Origin of the sequence: Psychrilyobacter piezotolerans (genome assembly GCF_003391055.1) — a bacterium.
GTDB classification, from domain to species: Bacteria; Fusobacteriota; Fusobacteriia; order Fusobacteriales; family Fusobacteriaceae; genus Psychrilyobacter; species Psychrilyobacter piezotolerans.
The window spans coordinates 131,396-147,234 of sequence record NZ_QUAJ01000004.1 but is presented as its reverse complement, the minus strand read 5'-3'; the positions used below and the strand labels follow the sequence as shown (position 1 = coordinate 147,234).

The following is a 15,839-nucleotide window of genomic DNA, read 5'->3' as shown; positions in this document are numbered from 1 at the left end:
ACTTACTTACAAAGACAATTATAAACCTTCTTGACTTTCTTTCGTCTATTTCTTGTGTCAAGACAAGAAACAGACCCGTATTAAAGATGGAATCTTTAGAATCTTTTACCATTTAGACGTACTTTCCCTTGATATTGAAAAAATCATATTTAATAAATCTAATTTTGATACTCGTAAATAGACAAAAGGTTAAAATCTAAGGGTGTCACCCTTAACGGACTCTGTTTCTTTTGGTGAGCAAAAGAAACAGAGGAAAGAAAAGCTCAAATTTTGAAAATAGCTTCTGAGTAGAGATAAAATAACTACGAGCTTTCGGGCTACAGTCCTCACTACGTTGCGGGACTTAGTTTGTATATCGCTCTTAGTAGGGTAATCATTGTGAAAGTAGCATAGCCTTCAAAATTAAAAATTTAAGCGAAGTTTATAGTCGTTCCGCTTCAGCAGTAATGTTTCTACAATGACGATTGAGACTTACTTATAAAGACAATTATAAACCTTCTTGACTTTCTTTGGTTCGTTTCTTGTGTTAAGATAAGAAATGAACCCGTATTAAAGAGGGACTCTTTAGAACCTATCTTTTCAACGCAGAGACACAGAGTCTTCTGAGGTTCACTGAGTTAATTCTTTTGTTTCTTGGTTAGAACATAAAAAACTGTGATTATCTCCATATTATCCATGTATGTATCCATACATCCGCGTTCTATTTCTTTTCTTTAAATCTTTATAAATTAGAGTTAATTTGTGTAATTCGTGACTATTTTTTATTTTTCTTTATTAGGCAAGCACAAGGCGTTATTATTATTATTTATCAATTATTTCTGTTTTATGCATGTGGACATCCATTTGCGGGAATGGTATAGTTATATTATTTTCATCAAACTTAAGTTTAGCTGACTCCATAACATCATAGTACACTTCCCAATAATCTTCAGATTTACACCATACTCTAAAGGTAAGGTTTACCGAACTATTAGCTAACTCCCTCAACCTGATGGTCTTATCGATTTGCTGTGAAATCTTAGGATGAGATTCTGAAATTTCCGTCAATATTTTTATAGCTTTTTTAAAATCATCGTCATAAGAAATTCCAAATAAAAGATCCACCCTTCTCATCTTGTTCTTTGTATAGTTTATAATTTGATGGGAAGCTGCCAGCCCATTTGGGACTAAAACCCTTTTGTTATCGATGGTATTGAGTGTTGTAGCAAAAACATTTATCCCGTGGACACTTCCTCCTTGTCCGTCTATTTCTATAAAATCACCGATCTCATAGGCTTTAAATACTATTATGATGATTCCTCCGGCAAAATTTGCCAGAGTATCTTTCAGAGCTAAACCAATTCCCAGAACTGCTCCCCCTAAAAGTCCTACAAAAGCAGTCTGCTTTACACCCATTATTAAAAGTGCAATCATAATTGCTGCAAAATTTAAGGATAATTTCAGGATCGATCTGGAAAAAGTCTGGAGCGACTTATTGGAATCTTTTCCATTCAGCTGGTCATATTTTTTCATCAGAATCTTTATAATTTTTCTACAGACCATAAATACCAAAACCGCAATAATTGCACGTACGGTAAATAAAATAAATTTTTCGATAAGCACTGCAAATCTGTCGGTATCGGTGAGAAGCTCATATATTTTATTTAAAAGTGTATCTTTTTCAGTCATTATCTTTCCTCCCTAATTGTTCTTGCTATTCTGAATCCATAATATATATCCTTGGTATTAGGAGACAGTTCATCTCTAAAAGTCAGCTGGGTATCACTCATTATACTGTTAAATGACCCTCCCCGGAGGATTTTTAACGATCCATTTTTAGGACCTACACTGTTGATCCTCTCTATTCCTGAATAAACACCACTATTGTCATTTATCCACTCCCAGACATTTCCGCTCATATCATAAATTCCCAATTCATTGGGCATTTTTGTGGCTACTTCATGGGTTTTACCCTTTGAATTTTCAGAGTACCAGCCTACTGCGCCTACATCATTAGATCCGCTGAATAGGGTAGGTTTGGATCTTACCCCTCCCTTCCCGGCGAATTCCCATTCAATCTCAGTTGGCAGTCTATATCCCATAACTTTAGTTATATCCCGGGTTTTATTCCCATGGGAATCAATAAGATTTCCGTCGGAATCATAGGCCGGCGGCAGGTTTTCTTTTTGGGATAACCAGTTTAAAAAACCTATGGTATCGAACCAGGTCAGGTTGATAACAGGTCTGGTCTTACGTCCCCATCCATTATCATCTACAAGAGGCAGTTTCATATCTCTGGTATATTGATCGTAGATATCAAATGTTACCGGTGTTTTTCCAATAAGGTAGTCATATTCAATGAAGGCATCCTGTACAGGAGAGGAAAATTTCCACAATTGCCCGGTCTGGTCTCCCAATATAAAGGATCCTCTTTCTACCTTAACTGTATCTATATCTTTTCTGGAAACGGTCTCAAATTCAAAAGTAAAATCATTTTTTAACTTGTTTTCATCTATTCCCACAATGGATTTTTTTAGTCTTACCTTATATTTTGAATTTAACTTCAGCGGATGGGCCGGAATAAAATGCAGGGATTTAGAATTTTTATCATAGGTAATCATACCTTGAATGGGTTTACCATTCAATAAAATTTCTAAACCATTCCTATAGTCTTTAACTTCTGTATTTAACTCAACCTCTATCTCGGTGTTTAAATTTATAGTTTCCTTTACTGGATAGTATGAAACTACACTGAACTTTTTAGGCTCTTCAGAATTATAGGTAATATAGTTGGAATATTCTCCCTTATAGGCAGCTCTGATCTTGTAGTTACCCGGATTTTTCGTAGTTAATGCTGCGGATTCAGATATATTTTTCCCCTGAATGTCCACTAATATAAAATCATTTATTTTACGGTTAAGTCCATTCTGGTCCTTCCCCTCCAGGGTAAAGGTTATTTTATCTACTCCATTAGCAAGAACCTTAACCTTATCTGATTTTAAATTTAAAGCATTAATTTTTTCATATGCAGTTATTTTGCCCTTCTCGCTTTCAAATTTTCCAGACCTGGCAACAACGGTATATTCCCCTGTTTTTTTTGTTTTAAATACATTGGTTGAAACTTCTTCCCCATCGATATAGAGGGTTACCCTGTCATTCCATTTATTCCCCTGATCATCTGTGGTTCCAATAATTATTTCATCGGTTCCATCAGCCAAGATCCTTGTTTTAGACAGGTATATTCTTAATTTTTTATTTTCTTTTACAAATTTTACTTTGGTTTCAGCTCTGAGACCTCCATAGATCAAAGTTATTTCAAAAGTTTTATTCTCACTGGATCGCAGGACAAATTCATTGCTTTCAACCCCGTTAATCAAAAGATTAAGCTCTTTTTTATCGATATTTCTAAGGGGTACACCATTATCATCCTCTATCCTATAGGTAATCTTTATTTCATCCTGCCCATCTGCCAGGGCTGTGGTTTTATTTATCATCAGTTTCATAGATTTTGCTTTAAAATCATCCTGTCCATATGAAAACCCAAACAATATTAATAAGGATAATATTATCCCGATTTTTCTTATATATTTCATACTTGTCTCTCCTATTTAATTTTTTTAAATCCACCATAGAGAAGCCCTCCCTGCCCGTGGCTTCCGCTGGAATATTTAGATCCGTACACATATATATCCCCATGACAAGATTTCATAAGTCTCCGGAGGATCCCCATGGTATTTATTTTTTCGATATAAAACTGGTCCTCTACAGAGAATCTGCCTCCCTTCCAAGTTTTAGAAAGTACCCATGAATTTTGGAGGATGTTTTTTGTATCGGGAATAAAATTTTTATTTCTTATATCTGTCCAAATTTGATATTTTGAATCCCTCCCGGAATTTATGTAGGCATAGGGGGTGGATATAGAAAGGTATTCTCCGTTTAGCCTTTCATCTAACTCTATTAAACTCTCCGATGCTTTAGCTCCATCTCGTAAAAATTTTATAAATTCATAGTTGAGGTCTTTGATATTTTCAAAATTATGAAGGGTTTCAATAAATTTCTTAGATGAATCGATTAATTCCCTGCATCCCTTTATATTCTTAAAAAACTCCTCTTCCCCTGCAATGAGTTCAATATATATAATTTCAAAAAAATCATATAATTCAATGTCTTTAGGGACTTTATTAAATATATCTCTTATTTTATCATATTTTTCTATATTTTGTTGAGGGATTCGTTTTCTGATCTCCTGACTGTCTATATTTATCAGTCTATACCTATCCCTGCTGCGGCTCCCTATATAATTAGCTAGAAGAGCACTTCTGATGGAATCCAGTCCCAGAGCAAGGTTGAAAAACACCTTGATTTCATCAAAATTTAAATCGATCTCTTTAAATTCATAGAATAATATACTGGATATAACCAAAATATAAGCATAGGGATTATCTAAAAGCCTCTCATTTCTTCCTATATTCATATATTTAAATCCCCTCTCCCGACCTATCTTTTCCAGGGCAAACTCCAATACCAGGTCATTTTGAGGTACAATTACCGATATGTCCAGTGGGGATACAGAATCATCCAGGAGTTCTAAAACTTTTTTAATAACCTTTCTGTTATTTTCACTTTTATACTCATTTTCTATATCCAGATGGAGGTTTGGCAGCCCATCCATGGTTTCATAGGAATAAATATTTTTCTCTAACCGGTTTAAAAAATTATGAGTTTCTATATCTCTGCTGTCTAATTTTATCCTTTTGTATTCTGAATCTATTATTGTTTTTTCCAAATATCCCTTGGAATAACTGTGAATTCCATAGGGGCCGTCTGTATTTAATGTGATAATAAAACCTTTTAGATATCCTTTTATCCTGTCTATAAAATCGACTTCAGCTATGGACCCTATCTCCCCTGAGTCGACTAAAAGATAGGAGGTATTTTTTTTAAAATTATCTAAGTAGAAGTCATCTTCTAAAAGAAAATTATTGTATAGATAGATGGAGGTTCCATAATCAAAACTCCCGTTCTCTAAAGTTTTTTCCATATATTTATCGATGATTATATTCATCTGATCATATAATTCATCCCTGTGGACTTCTCCAAATGATTTTAATCTGTCTCCAATCTTGGTATACACCAGATTGTTTAAGGAAGCATCCAGAATATTGGAGAGGAGTTTTTTTGAGATATCTTCATTGGAAATATTCAATTCTCCTAAAAACCCTTGTTTTCTATAATATTCAACTGTTTTTCCCATGAGGCACTGGGAGGCTTCAAAGGTCATAAAGGTCGGTAATATATTCAGTTTATGAATTTTTTTACTTTTTTTTAGGATCAACGGCCAGAATTTATTTAATTCATGCTGAACAAATCCAAAATAGGAATAGATCCTATTTTCCCCCGAATATTCCAAAGTTAAATTTTCTTTAAATTTTATGGCTTCCATCCTGTTGGCAATGAGTACCAAAATTTCCTGGGAGTCTATCCCGCCATTGATCATCTGAATATATTTTTTCTTCAGGAGGGTTGTTTTTCCAGATTTAGTGTCTCCCTCTATAAGTATTTTCATGGTAACCCCCTTATATAATGAAATACAGCCATAATTTTTCTTTAAAATCATCAAAATACTTTATTTTAAATAGAATATTAAAGAAAATAAGAATTACATCTTAATATTATTATGGTCTCTGTAAACGCAAAACATCAATACATAATTAAAACAAACGCTGTGGATTGGTGTTAATTGGTGGCTAAATTTTTTGATTTTTACATATTATTTTACACTATATTTACTGGGATTAATACGATATAATTTTTTTATTTTTATGTAGGATTAACATAGGATCCACGGTATAGTGTTATTGTACATAGTTTAAAACCATAAATTATTTTTAGGAGGTAAGAGAAATGAAGAGAATGAAAATTTTATTGGGGATGTTATTCTTGTTATCTAGTATGTCGTTTGCAACTGGATTTCAGTTTAACTTTGCGGGAAATCAGGTGCCGGAATCTGAAGATGTCAGCGGATTGAGATTGAATTTATTTTATGGAAAGACTGCTAATGTAAGTGGTGTTGACTTTAACCTGGTTGCATTGGGAGAGACTGATAATTTCAAGGGTTTACAATTTGGATTTATAGGGGCTAATAAGGTAAATAATTCATTTACCGGTCTTGGAATGGGTATAGTAAACTTACATAAAGGTGATTCGAAGGGTGTTCTTTGGGGATTGGTTAATATGAGTAATGACGTAAAAGGTGTACAACTTGGAGGTGTTAACTACTCTACTGGAAGAACTACTGTTGACTTTGGTTTAGTTAATATCTCACAAGGTACAACTTTCCAAATGGGATTAGTTAATATGACAGATGATCTTACAGGGGTACAATTAGGTCTAGTGAACATAGCTAAAACTGGATTTTTACCAATATTCCCATTCTTTAATATCGATGGAAGAATATTCTAGAGTTTAGATTTTTATGAAAAAGTGTCTCTAAGTTAATAGAGACACTTTTTTTATTTGTTTAGGCAGCCTATAATTTTTTTTAAATACATAGTATAATACTATAATGTTTAAAATATAAATTAGGAGGACAAAGATGAAAAAAATTAAAATTTTACTGGGAATGATATTTTTAATATCTACCATGGCATTTGCAGAAACTCCATTTCAACTGGGAGTACCTGGGACGAATATGCCGGCAGATCAAAGTGTAAAAGGTGTAAGGCTTAACTTGCTTTATGGTAAAAACACCAATATGAGCGGTTTGGACATAAATATTCTGGCATTAGGTGAAACGAATAATTTTACAGGGGTTCAGTTAAGTCCATTTTGGATTGGAGCTAACAAGGTAAATAATTCATTTACAGGGGTAGGGGTAGGAATAGCAAATATCCACCTGGGACAGTCTACAGGAGTGGTTATAGGTGGAGTTAACTATACTACCAACTTTAACGGTTTACAGTGGGGAATAGTTAACTTTAACCAGAGAAAATCCACGGTTAATTTAGGAGGAATCAATTTCAACCAGGGAGAATCTTTAGTTGATATTGGTTTTGTAAATTATGCTGAAAGAACAACTTTTCAATTGGGAGCTGTCAACTTCACCAATGATTTACAGGGTGTCCAGGTGGGATTTATTAACTTTGCAAAAAATGGTTTCTTCCCGGTTTTTCCATTTTTTAATGTAGATGGCAGGTTGTAAGGGATCTTAAATGATTAAAGTAAAAATTAAAAATAAGTTTGTCTACCTGTAGTAGATAAGCTTATTTTTTTTAGAATATAGAGAATCTTCTTGGATATAATAAAGGATAGGCAGATAAAATTGAGAATATATTCGTATGACATAAAGATCTGAAATAATATTTAATAAAATATTCTGGGAGGTAAAATATGTGTGAATACTCAACATTAGCTGAACCATACAAGATAAAGATGGTAGAAAAAATTAGTCTTATCCCTAAAGAGGAAAGGGAAAAAAGGATAGCGGAAGCAGGGTATAATCAATTTGGATTAAAGGCTGAAGATATCTTTATAGATATTCTCACTGATTCCGGTACTGGTGCCATGAGTGATCATCAATGGTCGGCATTGATGTTAGGGGATGAATCCTATGCAGGAAGCAGGAGTTTTTATCGGCTGGAAAAGTCAGTCCAGAACATCACAGGATATAAATATTTTGTTCCTACCCACCAGGGGAGGGGAGCTGAAAATGTATTGTTTCCCCTTCTGATAAAAGAAGGGCAGGATAGTATATCTAATATGCACTTTGACACAACTAAAGCACATGTGGAACTAAATGGTGGAAGAGCTGTTGACTGTGTGATACCGGAAGCCTATGATACTGGACTAAATCACCCCTTCAAGGGAAATATGGACAATGATCGTTTAGAAAAAATCATCCTGGAAAAAGGTGCAGAAAATATAGCCTTTATCATAATTACCATCACCTGCAACAGTGCCGGAGGACAGCCTGTTTCCCTAAAAAATATAAAAGAAACTAAAAAAATAGCCGATAGATACGGGATTAAAATAATCTTTGATTCTGCCCGATTTGCAGAAAATGCTTATTTCATTCAGAAAAGAGAGGAAGAATACAGACATTGTTCTATCTTGGAGATCGTTCGGGAGGTGTTTTCCTATGGAGATGCCATTACCATGAGTGCTAAAAAAGATGGAATTGTGAATATGGGCGGACTGATAGCCATCAAAGAAGATTTAGAATTATTTAACGGTGTCAGGACCAGGGTCGTTCCCATTGAAGGGTTCCCTACCTATGGAGGGCTTTCAGGGAGAGATATGGATGCTTTAGCCGTTGGATTCACTGAGGTTGTGGAGGAATCATATTTAAGCTCGAGAATAAGACAGGTTGAATATCTTGGAAAACTGCTCTCAGAAGGAGGAGTTCCCATACAAAATCCTGTGGGAGGTCATGCAGTCTTTGTGGATGCCAAGAAATTTTTACCTCATATTCCCTACTATAATTTCCCGGCTCAGGCACTTTGTGTGGAGTTGTATAGGGAAGCCGGTGTGAGAGGAGTGGAAATCGGATCATTTTTATTGGGGAATGATCCCGATACAGGGAAGCAGCTGGAGTCTGCTCTGGAACTGCTGAGATTAACTATCCCCCGAAGGGTATATACCGATAATCATATGGAGGTAGTTGCCAAAGCCCTGATCAATATCTATAAAAGAAGAGATGAAATAAAGGGGTATGAGATTGAGGAAGAACCGGAGATCCTGAGACATTTTACAGCTAAGCTGAAACCGGTAGAATAATAATAAAAAAACTGTAAATTTAAAGAATTAAATTTACAGTTTTTTTTATTTATAAATATTATTTACTGTTATTTATTTTCAGAGGGTAAAACTGTCTTATGTGAGATTTTATTTCATATTTTAAATGTGTCTTTAATAAAAAAACATTAAAACTTTAAATTGAATTGATATAGTATCTTAATAAAGATACTATATCATTACTTTATAGCAAAGTTTTAAGCATGAGTATATTATAATATAATAACAACTTTGTTTTAAATATATATTGTAATAATGATAATAGTGTGGTACGATATACACCATATATCAGAAACTGATGTAATTTTATAAAAATAATAGAGGCAAAGCAGGGTAAATCTTGTGACGCAAAACTATAGGGCCTTTAAAATGGCAGCCAGTTGCAGATCTTTTAAGGGTCTGTATTTTTTTTTTGAAAAAAATAACGGAATCAGTCAACAAATATATAGAATAGCACCCATTGGATAAAGACATAATAAAAATAAAGTAAGAGGAGAATAAATATGAAAATTGAAAATTATGGAAGACTTGTCAAACGAAGGTATAAAACAATAATGACTATTACCGTTGCGGCTATAATAACACTATTATTAAATTCTTGTTTTTCGTCTGGAGAACCTGCCGGAAAAACAGGATCTGCCGTGGAAAATTTTGTGATTGAAAGGCCTGTACCCTCTGAGGATGGGAATAAAGCTTTAGGAATTTTTTCTGAAAAAAATCTGACTGGAGAGGAGAAGTCTTCAGAGGTTTGGGAAACAGAAAGTGTTAAAGGAAAAAGTATACCTGTCGATAAAACAATAAGTATGGATGGCGGATTGTTATTGGCTCCAAATTTCATATCAGAAGATACAGGAAGAGCTGCTGTTGAAGGGAAAGCCGGCAGCGAAAGCAGTGTTATTTCTGAAAATGCTACAGGGCCAATAGGTAAAAAAGAGGGGGAATCAATAGAAAACAAGCGTAATTTATTGGTATTCGGTAACCTTGGAATCTACAGGGAAGATCATAGAACAATCACCGGCATGGGTTCATCGATTATTAGATCGTCTGTACCTCCTATTAAAATATGGGATTTAGGAAACAATATTATAGGTTCTACTTATACCTTAAGTGCACCCGAAATATCTAAAGATATTGATGGGTTAAGAACAGCGGGAGCTCAAATAATAAATGAAACTACCATTACACTTGAAAGTACTAACCCTGTGAGAAATACAGAAAGTTATTCTGGAATGAAAATAGAAGCTGGCGGAGTAGGAGTAAATAGAGGTACTATAGATGGTAACGGGATTGGAATGAAGGTTACAGATGGAGTTGCCGATAATAGAGATCGAATTGAAATAACAGGTAATTATGGAATGGTTGCTGGTAGTGGAGGTACTGCCATTAACAATACCAATGGTCGAATTACAAATGATGGAGATTATGCTATGTATGCTGAAAACGGTGGTATTGCTATTAATAAAGACTGGGCATTCATTCAAAACACTGGAGATTACGGGATGTATGCTACTAATGGTGGAATCATTATAAATGAATTTAGTATTCAAAATCCAGGAGACTACGGAATGGTTGTATACAATGGTGGTCTTGCACTCAATCATAAATCATTTAATTTTTTTGGGATAGCCAATCATGGGGATTATGGTATGCTAGCTGAAGGAAATAATAGTGTCATTATTAACGATCTCAAAGTTGATAATGGGGGTAACTATGGAATGGTCGCTAGAGGAGAAGGAAGTATTGCTATAAATACAGACACCGTATCCAATGGTGGCGACTATGGAATAGTAGCTGAAGGTCTCGGAAGTACAGCCTTTAATGAGGGTACAGTTAGAGATGTAAATGATTATGGAATGATTGCTATGTCTGGAGGTCAAGTTCTCAATGATGTAAGAGGTATAGTTAGAAACGCAAATGATTATGGACTTTCAGCTAATGGCGATGGTAGTATAGCCCTCAATAAGGGAACTGTTGATAACGGAGGGGACTATGGAATGTCGGCTTCTTCTGGAGGTCAGGCTCTTAATGAAGGAGAAGTTACCAATGATGGAGAAAAAGGTATGTACGCTGACAATGGTGGGATAATAATCAGTAAGGGAACTGTATCCAATAGAGGTAAAGATGGTATGTATGCCAGCGGAACAGGGAGTACAGCTCTTAACAGGGGAACTGTATCAAATACCGATGAATATGGGATGACATCTCTATCCGGGGGAAGAATTCTCAACGAAGGAACAGTCTCAAATGTCGGAAATTATGGGATGTATGCCGGCAGCGGAGGAAGTACAGCAAATAACAGAGGAACAATCTCCAACAAGGGATCCAACGGTATGATTGCTATTCATGGAGGTACAGTAGTCAATGAAGGGACAGTCTCAAATGAAGGGACTTTAGGAATGTACGCCGAAGGTAGTGGGAGCACAGCCACCAATAGGGGAGTTGTATCTAATATCGGTGATTATGGGATGTATTCCATCAGTGAGGGACAAGTTATCAACGAGGGAACCATCAGCAATAGCAGCAGATTTGGTATGCTGTCCATCAGTAACGGTAAAGCTACCAATAAGGGAGTTATCTCAAATACAGGAGATGACGGGATGTATGCCCGTATAGGAAGTGCAGTAATCAATGAAGCCGAAGGAACAATCCGGAATACGGGGAATGTGAGGATGCATGCTGAAAACAGTACCGGTGAAGATGGAAGTAAGGCAATAAACAGGGGAATTCTGGAAACAGGATTTACTAATTATACGATTATGTCTGCTAGAGGAGATAAATCAGAAATTATCAATGAGGGAACTATAGCTATAGATCACGATAATAGTATCGGTATGTATGTAATGGAAGGATCTGCTGCCGTAAATAATGGTGAAATATATTTAAATGCCTCTAATGGTACGGCAATTAAGGCCGCTGATGCAGCTTCTAAGATTACTAACAACGGTAAAATTATTTTATCAGGTACTTTAACAGGCACTAAAGATGATAAAAATAATAAGGCCTTCGAATTAAATGGTGCGACCCTTGTAAATACAGGAACAGTTGTAAGTGATGGTACAGTCAACCTTAAGGCAGTTGATGGTAAATTTGTGCTGGGTACAGGAGGAACCATCGAATCAGATAAGATAGTGGGAGATTTTTATGCTGGCAGTGCCTTGGTTTTAGGAGGTTATGAGGAAAAATATACTAGTTATGAAGCTTTAAAAACAAAAAATATTGAAGGGAATGTTTTCTCCGATTCGGCTATGTTTAATTCCAAAATAGTCAAAAATGGAGAAAATTACGATGTTGTCCTGGAAAGAAAAAATTTCAAAACTATTATAAATAATCCTGATTTGGGAATGGTCTTGGAAAACAGTTATGCCGACAGTAGAAACCTACTGAAGGAAAATTATTATAATGCACTCAAATCAATATCCGATGTAGAGGATTTAAATGAAGGGGTAGAGGACAGTTATGGGATGGAATATTATCCGACCATAGCAAAACAAACCTTTGATATATTAAATAACAGCAACAGAGTCATAACCAATAATGTTATCAAAGACAGGAGAACGGCCAAAACAGGTGAGATCACTGCCATAGCCGGAGGAGATTTTACAAAGCTGAAAGAGGATTCATATGAGAGTGTATCCGGATATGATTTAGAACTATACAGTGTGTATTTAGGAGCGGAGAAACAAATAAGAGAAAAAACTCGTGTGGGAGGAATTTTAACAATAGGAAAAGCTTCGGCTAATTATAATGACATCGATGCTTCCAGAGATGATTATTATTACCAGGGAAATATGTATATCGTACATGAAAATGAAAACAGATTGAAGTTTACCTCTATGATATTTGCCGGGATTACAGACACAGATCTAAAAAGAGATCTACCTGTAACCACGATCAATGAAACTCTAACAGACAATGTGGATAATTATTATGTTGGAATAGAAAATATCCTTTCAAAAAAATGGGATATGGGCAAAAATTATATAGAACCCAAGGCAGAACTGAATATTACTCATATGATACAGGGAGAAATATCAGAAAAAGGAGATTATGGGATAGGCATCGACGGTGTAAACTCTACATCAATAGAAACTGGTGTAGGAGTGGCTGTAGGAAGGGATGTATTCTTAGCTGACGGAAGTAAGATAAATATTGAAGTAAGTCTTACCGGTTATGCGGAATTAGGAAATCCATATAAATATTTAAATTCAACATTTAAGGTGTTGAGTGATGAAAAAGTAAAGATTAGTGGATATGAAGGAAATGATTATTATGGGGACGCGATAATCAGGGGAAGTTATGCCACACCTAAATTATTGACTGTATACACAGAAGCAGGGTACAGGGCAGGAGATACTTCTAACAGTTGGTTAGGAAGTGTAGGCTTAAAATTCTTATTTTAAATATAATAAAAAAACAATTTATATGAAAAAAAGAGGACTTCGGAATTTTACAGAAGTCCTCTTTTTATTACCTAAATAAAAAGAGTAGTTTAAAAGTCTATTTCTTATTGAGAATCTCCAGAAGGATAAAATTATCCTTTCTTTGCTATTATTTCTATCTCAACCCTTCTATTGTTTTCTCTTCCCTGTGAAGTAGAATTAGAGCTTAATGGATATTTAGATCCCAGACCTTCAGTTGTAACTCTGCTTCTCTGCACTCCTCTTGACTTAAGATATTTTGCTACACTGTCTGCTCTATCTTGAGATAAAGTCATATTATAAGAGTTTTTACCCGTGCTATCTGTATGTCCCGAAATAAATATATCGGTTTCATTATACTTTTTTAATACTTTAGATACAGAATCCAGTACTTCGTAGAAGTCGCTGTTTATATTTGCACTACTGCTATTAAAAGTTAGATTTCCCGGCATAACAAGTTCTAATTTATTACCAGTTCTTTTCAGTGAAACTCCTGTTCTTTGAAGTTCTGCTCTCAGCGCTGCCTCTTGTCTGTCAAAATAATAACCCAGGCCTGCTCCTGCCAATGCTCCTGCTGCGGCTCCTGTTAATGTTGACTCGGTATCCTTTCCTGCAATTTGCCCTGCTGCTGCCCCTGCGATAACGCCACCTAAGGCATATTTACTAGTCTGGTTGAACTGCTCTTCACCTGTGTATGGATCGATGCTTTGACACCCTGTTACAGCTATAACACCTAATAATAATAATGTTATTTTTTTCTTCATAATAAACCACCTTATCTTTAAAATTTTCTCATGGAGAGATCCTATTATTATATTACGGAACCCTCATAAATTCAAGGATTAGGTTTTTGTTTAAAATAAAAACCCAGTCTAACTACCAAAAGATAGCTAGACCGGACAAGGTATTAATTAAATTACTACCAAAAGATAGCTAGACTGGACAAAATATTAATTAATTTTTTTGAAAAAAGGAAGTTTAAAAATAACCGATAAAGCAAGCCCCACTCCAATAGCTATTGTCAGATCTGCTAAGATTGTCAATAGAAAAGTAGAGAATAAGATAATTATATCAAAGGCAGAACCCCTCATTATCGATCTGAAAGAACGCCATTCACTCATATTAAAAGCCACGACAATTAAAATACCGGCAAGGCAGGACATGGGAATTAATTTTGCCCATCTGCCAAATAAAAGCATAATTAATAGTAGTGTTATAGAATGAACCATTCCTGAGATAGGGGTTCGCCCGCCGATATTTACATTGGTAGCCGTCCTTGCAATAGCTCCTGTTGCCGGGATTCCACCGAAAAAAGGAGTAACTATATTGGCTACACCTTGTGCAATAAGTTCTGTATTAGACCTATGGTTTCCTTCTATCATACTGTCAGAGACCACAGCCGAAAGCAAAGATTCTATACTTCCCAATAGAGCAATGGTCATGGCAGGGCCTATATAGATAGACAGCTCACTGAAGTTAAAGGATGGCAGTGAAAAATTAAAATGACTGGGTATCTCCCCAAAAGATGATTCTATAGTAGTAACAGGAAGATTAAAGACCTGAACTGCAAAGGTTATAATAATAATGGCAATAAAAGATCCTGGAATTTTAGTGGTTATTTTTTTTGAAAATACAGCTATAACAATAGTTATTATTGAAAGAGCTAAAGCTGTCAAATTAATTCCATTTATATTTAAAAGGTATATTTTCCATTTTTCAATAAATTCTGACGGAACCTGGGAAATTGTCAATCCAAGGGCATCCTTTATCTGAGTTGAAAAAATCACCAGGGCTATACCACTTGTAAATCCTGTAATTAGAGAATGGGGGAAATATTTTAACAGATTCCCTAATTTAAATAAACCAAAAAGGATAAGGAATAATCCTGCCATTATAGTAGAAATAATTAACCCATCAATACCATAAGTTTCTATAACACCATAAACAATGATTATAAAAGCTCCGGTCGGGCCTCCTATTTGAACCCTGCTTCCTCCTAAAAACGAAATTATAAATCCTGCAATAATTGATGTTATTATTCCCCTTTCTGGAGAAACTCCTGAAGCCACTGCAAAGGCAATAGCAAGAGGTAAGGCAACAATGGCAACAACAATTCCAGCTAATATATCGGAAGTGATCTGCCTTTTATCCAGACCTCCTTTAAATAAAGTAAATAGCTTTGGATTGAATACATGTTCCATTTTTTAACCTCCTAAAAATAATTTTATTGTTATATTTAAATGATTTATATAGCTAAAATTAATATCAAATATAATTTTAGTTCAAAAATTAATTAAATTTAACTTAAATCGTTAATATTATACAGACATCACTTCACTATTGTCAAACAAATAAAATAATAGTTTTGATTTGTTATTTTAAAGGGTTGTTATTATTACTGTATCCGCCATATAGTAGAAAGGGGAAGGAAAATACTTGTTTTTCAGGATTATAAAAATAAAAGATGAGCTTTTCAGTCGCAGATTACGCAGATTAAAGTTCAGTACAAAGAAAAAAGAACACAAAACGGTTTAAAGTACTAATACTAAGCAAAAAAAAGTAGAACGCGGATGTCTGGAGACATACACGGAACAGACTTTGATGATCACAGATATTTATTTTTAGTTAAAACCCAAAAAAGGATTAACT

At 34.9% G+C, this 15,839-nt stretch carries 9 protein-coding genes and 1 riboswitch; of the genes, 4 read left to right on the top strand and 5 right to left on the bottom strand.

The window, feature by feature from the left end:
* Positions 1-801: 801 nt before the first annotated feature.
* Genes DYH56_RS03850 through DYH56_RS03840 form a run of 3 tightly spaced genes read right to left on the bottom strand, consistent with a single transcriptional unit; the run spans position 802 to position 5,545 of the window.
* Positions 802-1,668 (bottom strand): mechanosensitive ion channel family protein, encoded by an 867-nt coding sequence (locus DYH56_RS03850; RefSeq protein WP_114641542.1) that lies wholly within the window; start codon positions 1,666-1,668, stop codon positions 802-804.
* Complete coding sequence (locus DYH56_RS03845; RefSeq protein ID WP_114641541.1) at positions 1,668-3,572, bottom strand: SUMF1/EgtB/PvdO family nonheme iron enzyme; 1,905 nt, start codon at positions 3,570-3,572, stop codon at positions 1,668-1,670. The genes DYH56_RS03850 and DYH56_RS03845 overlap by 1 nt, the downstream gene beginning before the upstream one ends.
* Before the next feature lie 11 nt (positions 3,573-3,583).
* Positions 3,584-5,545, bottom strand: coding sequence for a UvrD-helicase domain-containing protein (locus DYH56_RS03840; protein WP_114641540.1), 1,962 nt, complete (start codon positions 5,543-5,545; stop codon positions 3,584-3,586).
* Between the two features lie 338 nt (positions 5,546-5,883).
* On the opposite strand from DYH56_RS03840, the gene DYH56_RS03835 reads away from it, so the two are divergent.
* The 4 genes from DYH56_RS03835 to DYH56_RS03820 all read left to right on the top strand — a co-directional run bounded on the left by DYH56_RS03835 (position 5,884) and on the right by DYH56_RS03820 (position 13,172).
* Positions 5,884-6,441, top strand: coding sequence for a VC2662 family protein (locus DYH56_RS03835; protein WP_114641539.1), 558 nt, complete (start codon positions 5,884-5,886; stop codon positions 6,439-6,441).
* Positions 6,442-6,574: 133 nt separating this feature from the next.
* Positions 6,575-7,180: an LA_2272 family surface repeat-containing protein gene (locus DYH56_RS03830; RefSeq protein ID WP_114641538.1), complete on the top strand. Its 606-nt coding sequence runs from the start codon at positions 6,575-6,577 to the stop codon at positions 7,178-7,180.
* A gap of 188 nt (positions 7,181-7,368) precedes the next feature.
* Entirely contained in the window at positions 7,369-8,754 is a 1,386-nt protein-coding gene (locus tag DYH56_RS03825) for a tryptophanase (protein ID WP_114641537.1), read from the top strand.
* A 330-nt stretch (positions 8,755-9,084) separates the two neighbouring features.
* Positions 9,085-9,160: riboswitch (cyclic di-GMP riboswitch) on the top strand.
* 115 nt (positions 9,161-9,275) lie between these two features.
* On the top strand, positions 9,276-13,172 hold the full coding sequence (locus tag DYH56_RS03820) for a pectate lyase-fold domain-containing protein (RefSeq protein ID WP_114641536.1): 3,897 nt from the start codon (positions 9,276-9,278) through the stop codon (positions 13,170-13,172).
* 131 nt (positions 13,173-13,303) lie between these two features.
* Here DYH56_RS03820 and DYH56_RS03815 read toward each other — a convergent pair whose 3' ends face one another.
* Positions 13,304-13,954: a YiaD family glycine zipper/OmpA-like lipoprotein gene (locus tag DYH56_RS03815; RefSeq protein WP_114641535.1), complete on the bottom strand. Its 651-nt coding sequence runs from the start codon at positions 13,952-13,954 to the stop codon at positions 13,304-13,306.
* Positions 13,955-14,140: 186 nt separating this feature from the next.
* Complete coding sequence (locus DYH56_RS03810; RefSeq protein ID WP_114641534.1) at positions 14,141-15,391, bottom strand: SulP family inorganic anion transporter; 1,251 nt, start codon at positions 15,389-15,391, stop codon at positions 14,141-14,143.
* Positions 15,392-15,839: the final 448 nt, after the last annotated feature.

What these genes read in the sequence shown, in the direction of transcription:
- DYH56_RS03845 (WP_114641541.1), bottom strand. Translation starts at nt 3,572, where the DNA reads ATGAAATATATAAGAAAAATCGGGATAATATTATCCTTATTAATATTG.
- DYH56_RS03820 (WP_114641536.1), top strand. Translation starts at nt 9,276, where the DNA reads ATGAAAATTGAAAATTATGGAAGACTTGTCAAACGAAGGTATAAAACA.
- DYH56_RS03840 (WP_114641540.1), bottom strand. Translation starts at nt 5,545, where the DNA reads ATGAAAATACTTATAGAGGGAGACACTAAATCTGGAAAAACAACCCTC.
- DYH56_RS03830 (WP_114641538.1), top strand. Translation starts at nt 6,575, where the DNA reads ATGAAAAAAATTAAAATTTTACTGGGAATGATATTTTTAATATCTACC.
- DYH56_RS03850 (WP_114641542.1), bottom strand. Translation starts at nt 1,668, where the DNA reads ATGACTGAAAAAGATACACTTTTAAATAAAATATATGAGCTTCTCACC.
- DYH56_RS03815 (WP_114641535.1), bottom strand. Translation starts at nt 13,954, where the DNA reads ATGAAGAAAAAAATAACATTATTATTATTAGGTGTTATAGCTGTAACA.
- DYH56_RS03825 (WP_114641537.1), top strand. Translation starts at nt 7,369, where the DNA reads ATGTGTGAATACTCAACATTAGCTGAACCATACAAGATAAAGATGGTA.
- DYH56_RS03835 (WP_114641539.1), top strand. Translation starts at nt 5,884, where the DNA reads ATGAAGAGAATGAAAATTTTATTGGGGATGTTATTCTTGTTATCTAGT.
- DYH56_RS03810 (WP_114641534.1), bottom strand. Translation starts at nt 15,391, where the DNA reads ATGGAACATGTATTCAATCCAAAGCTATTTACTTTATTTAAAGGAGGT.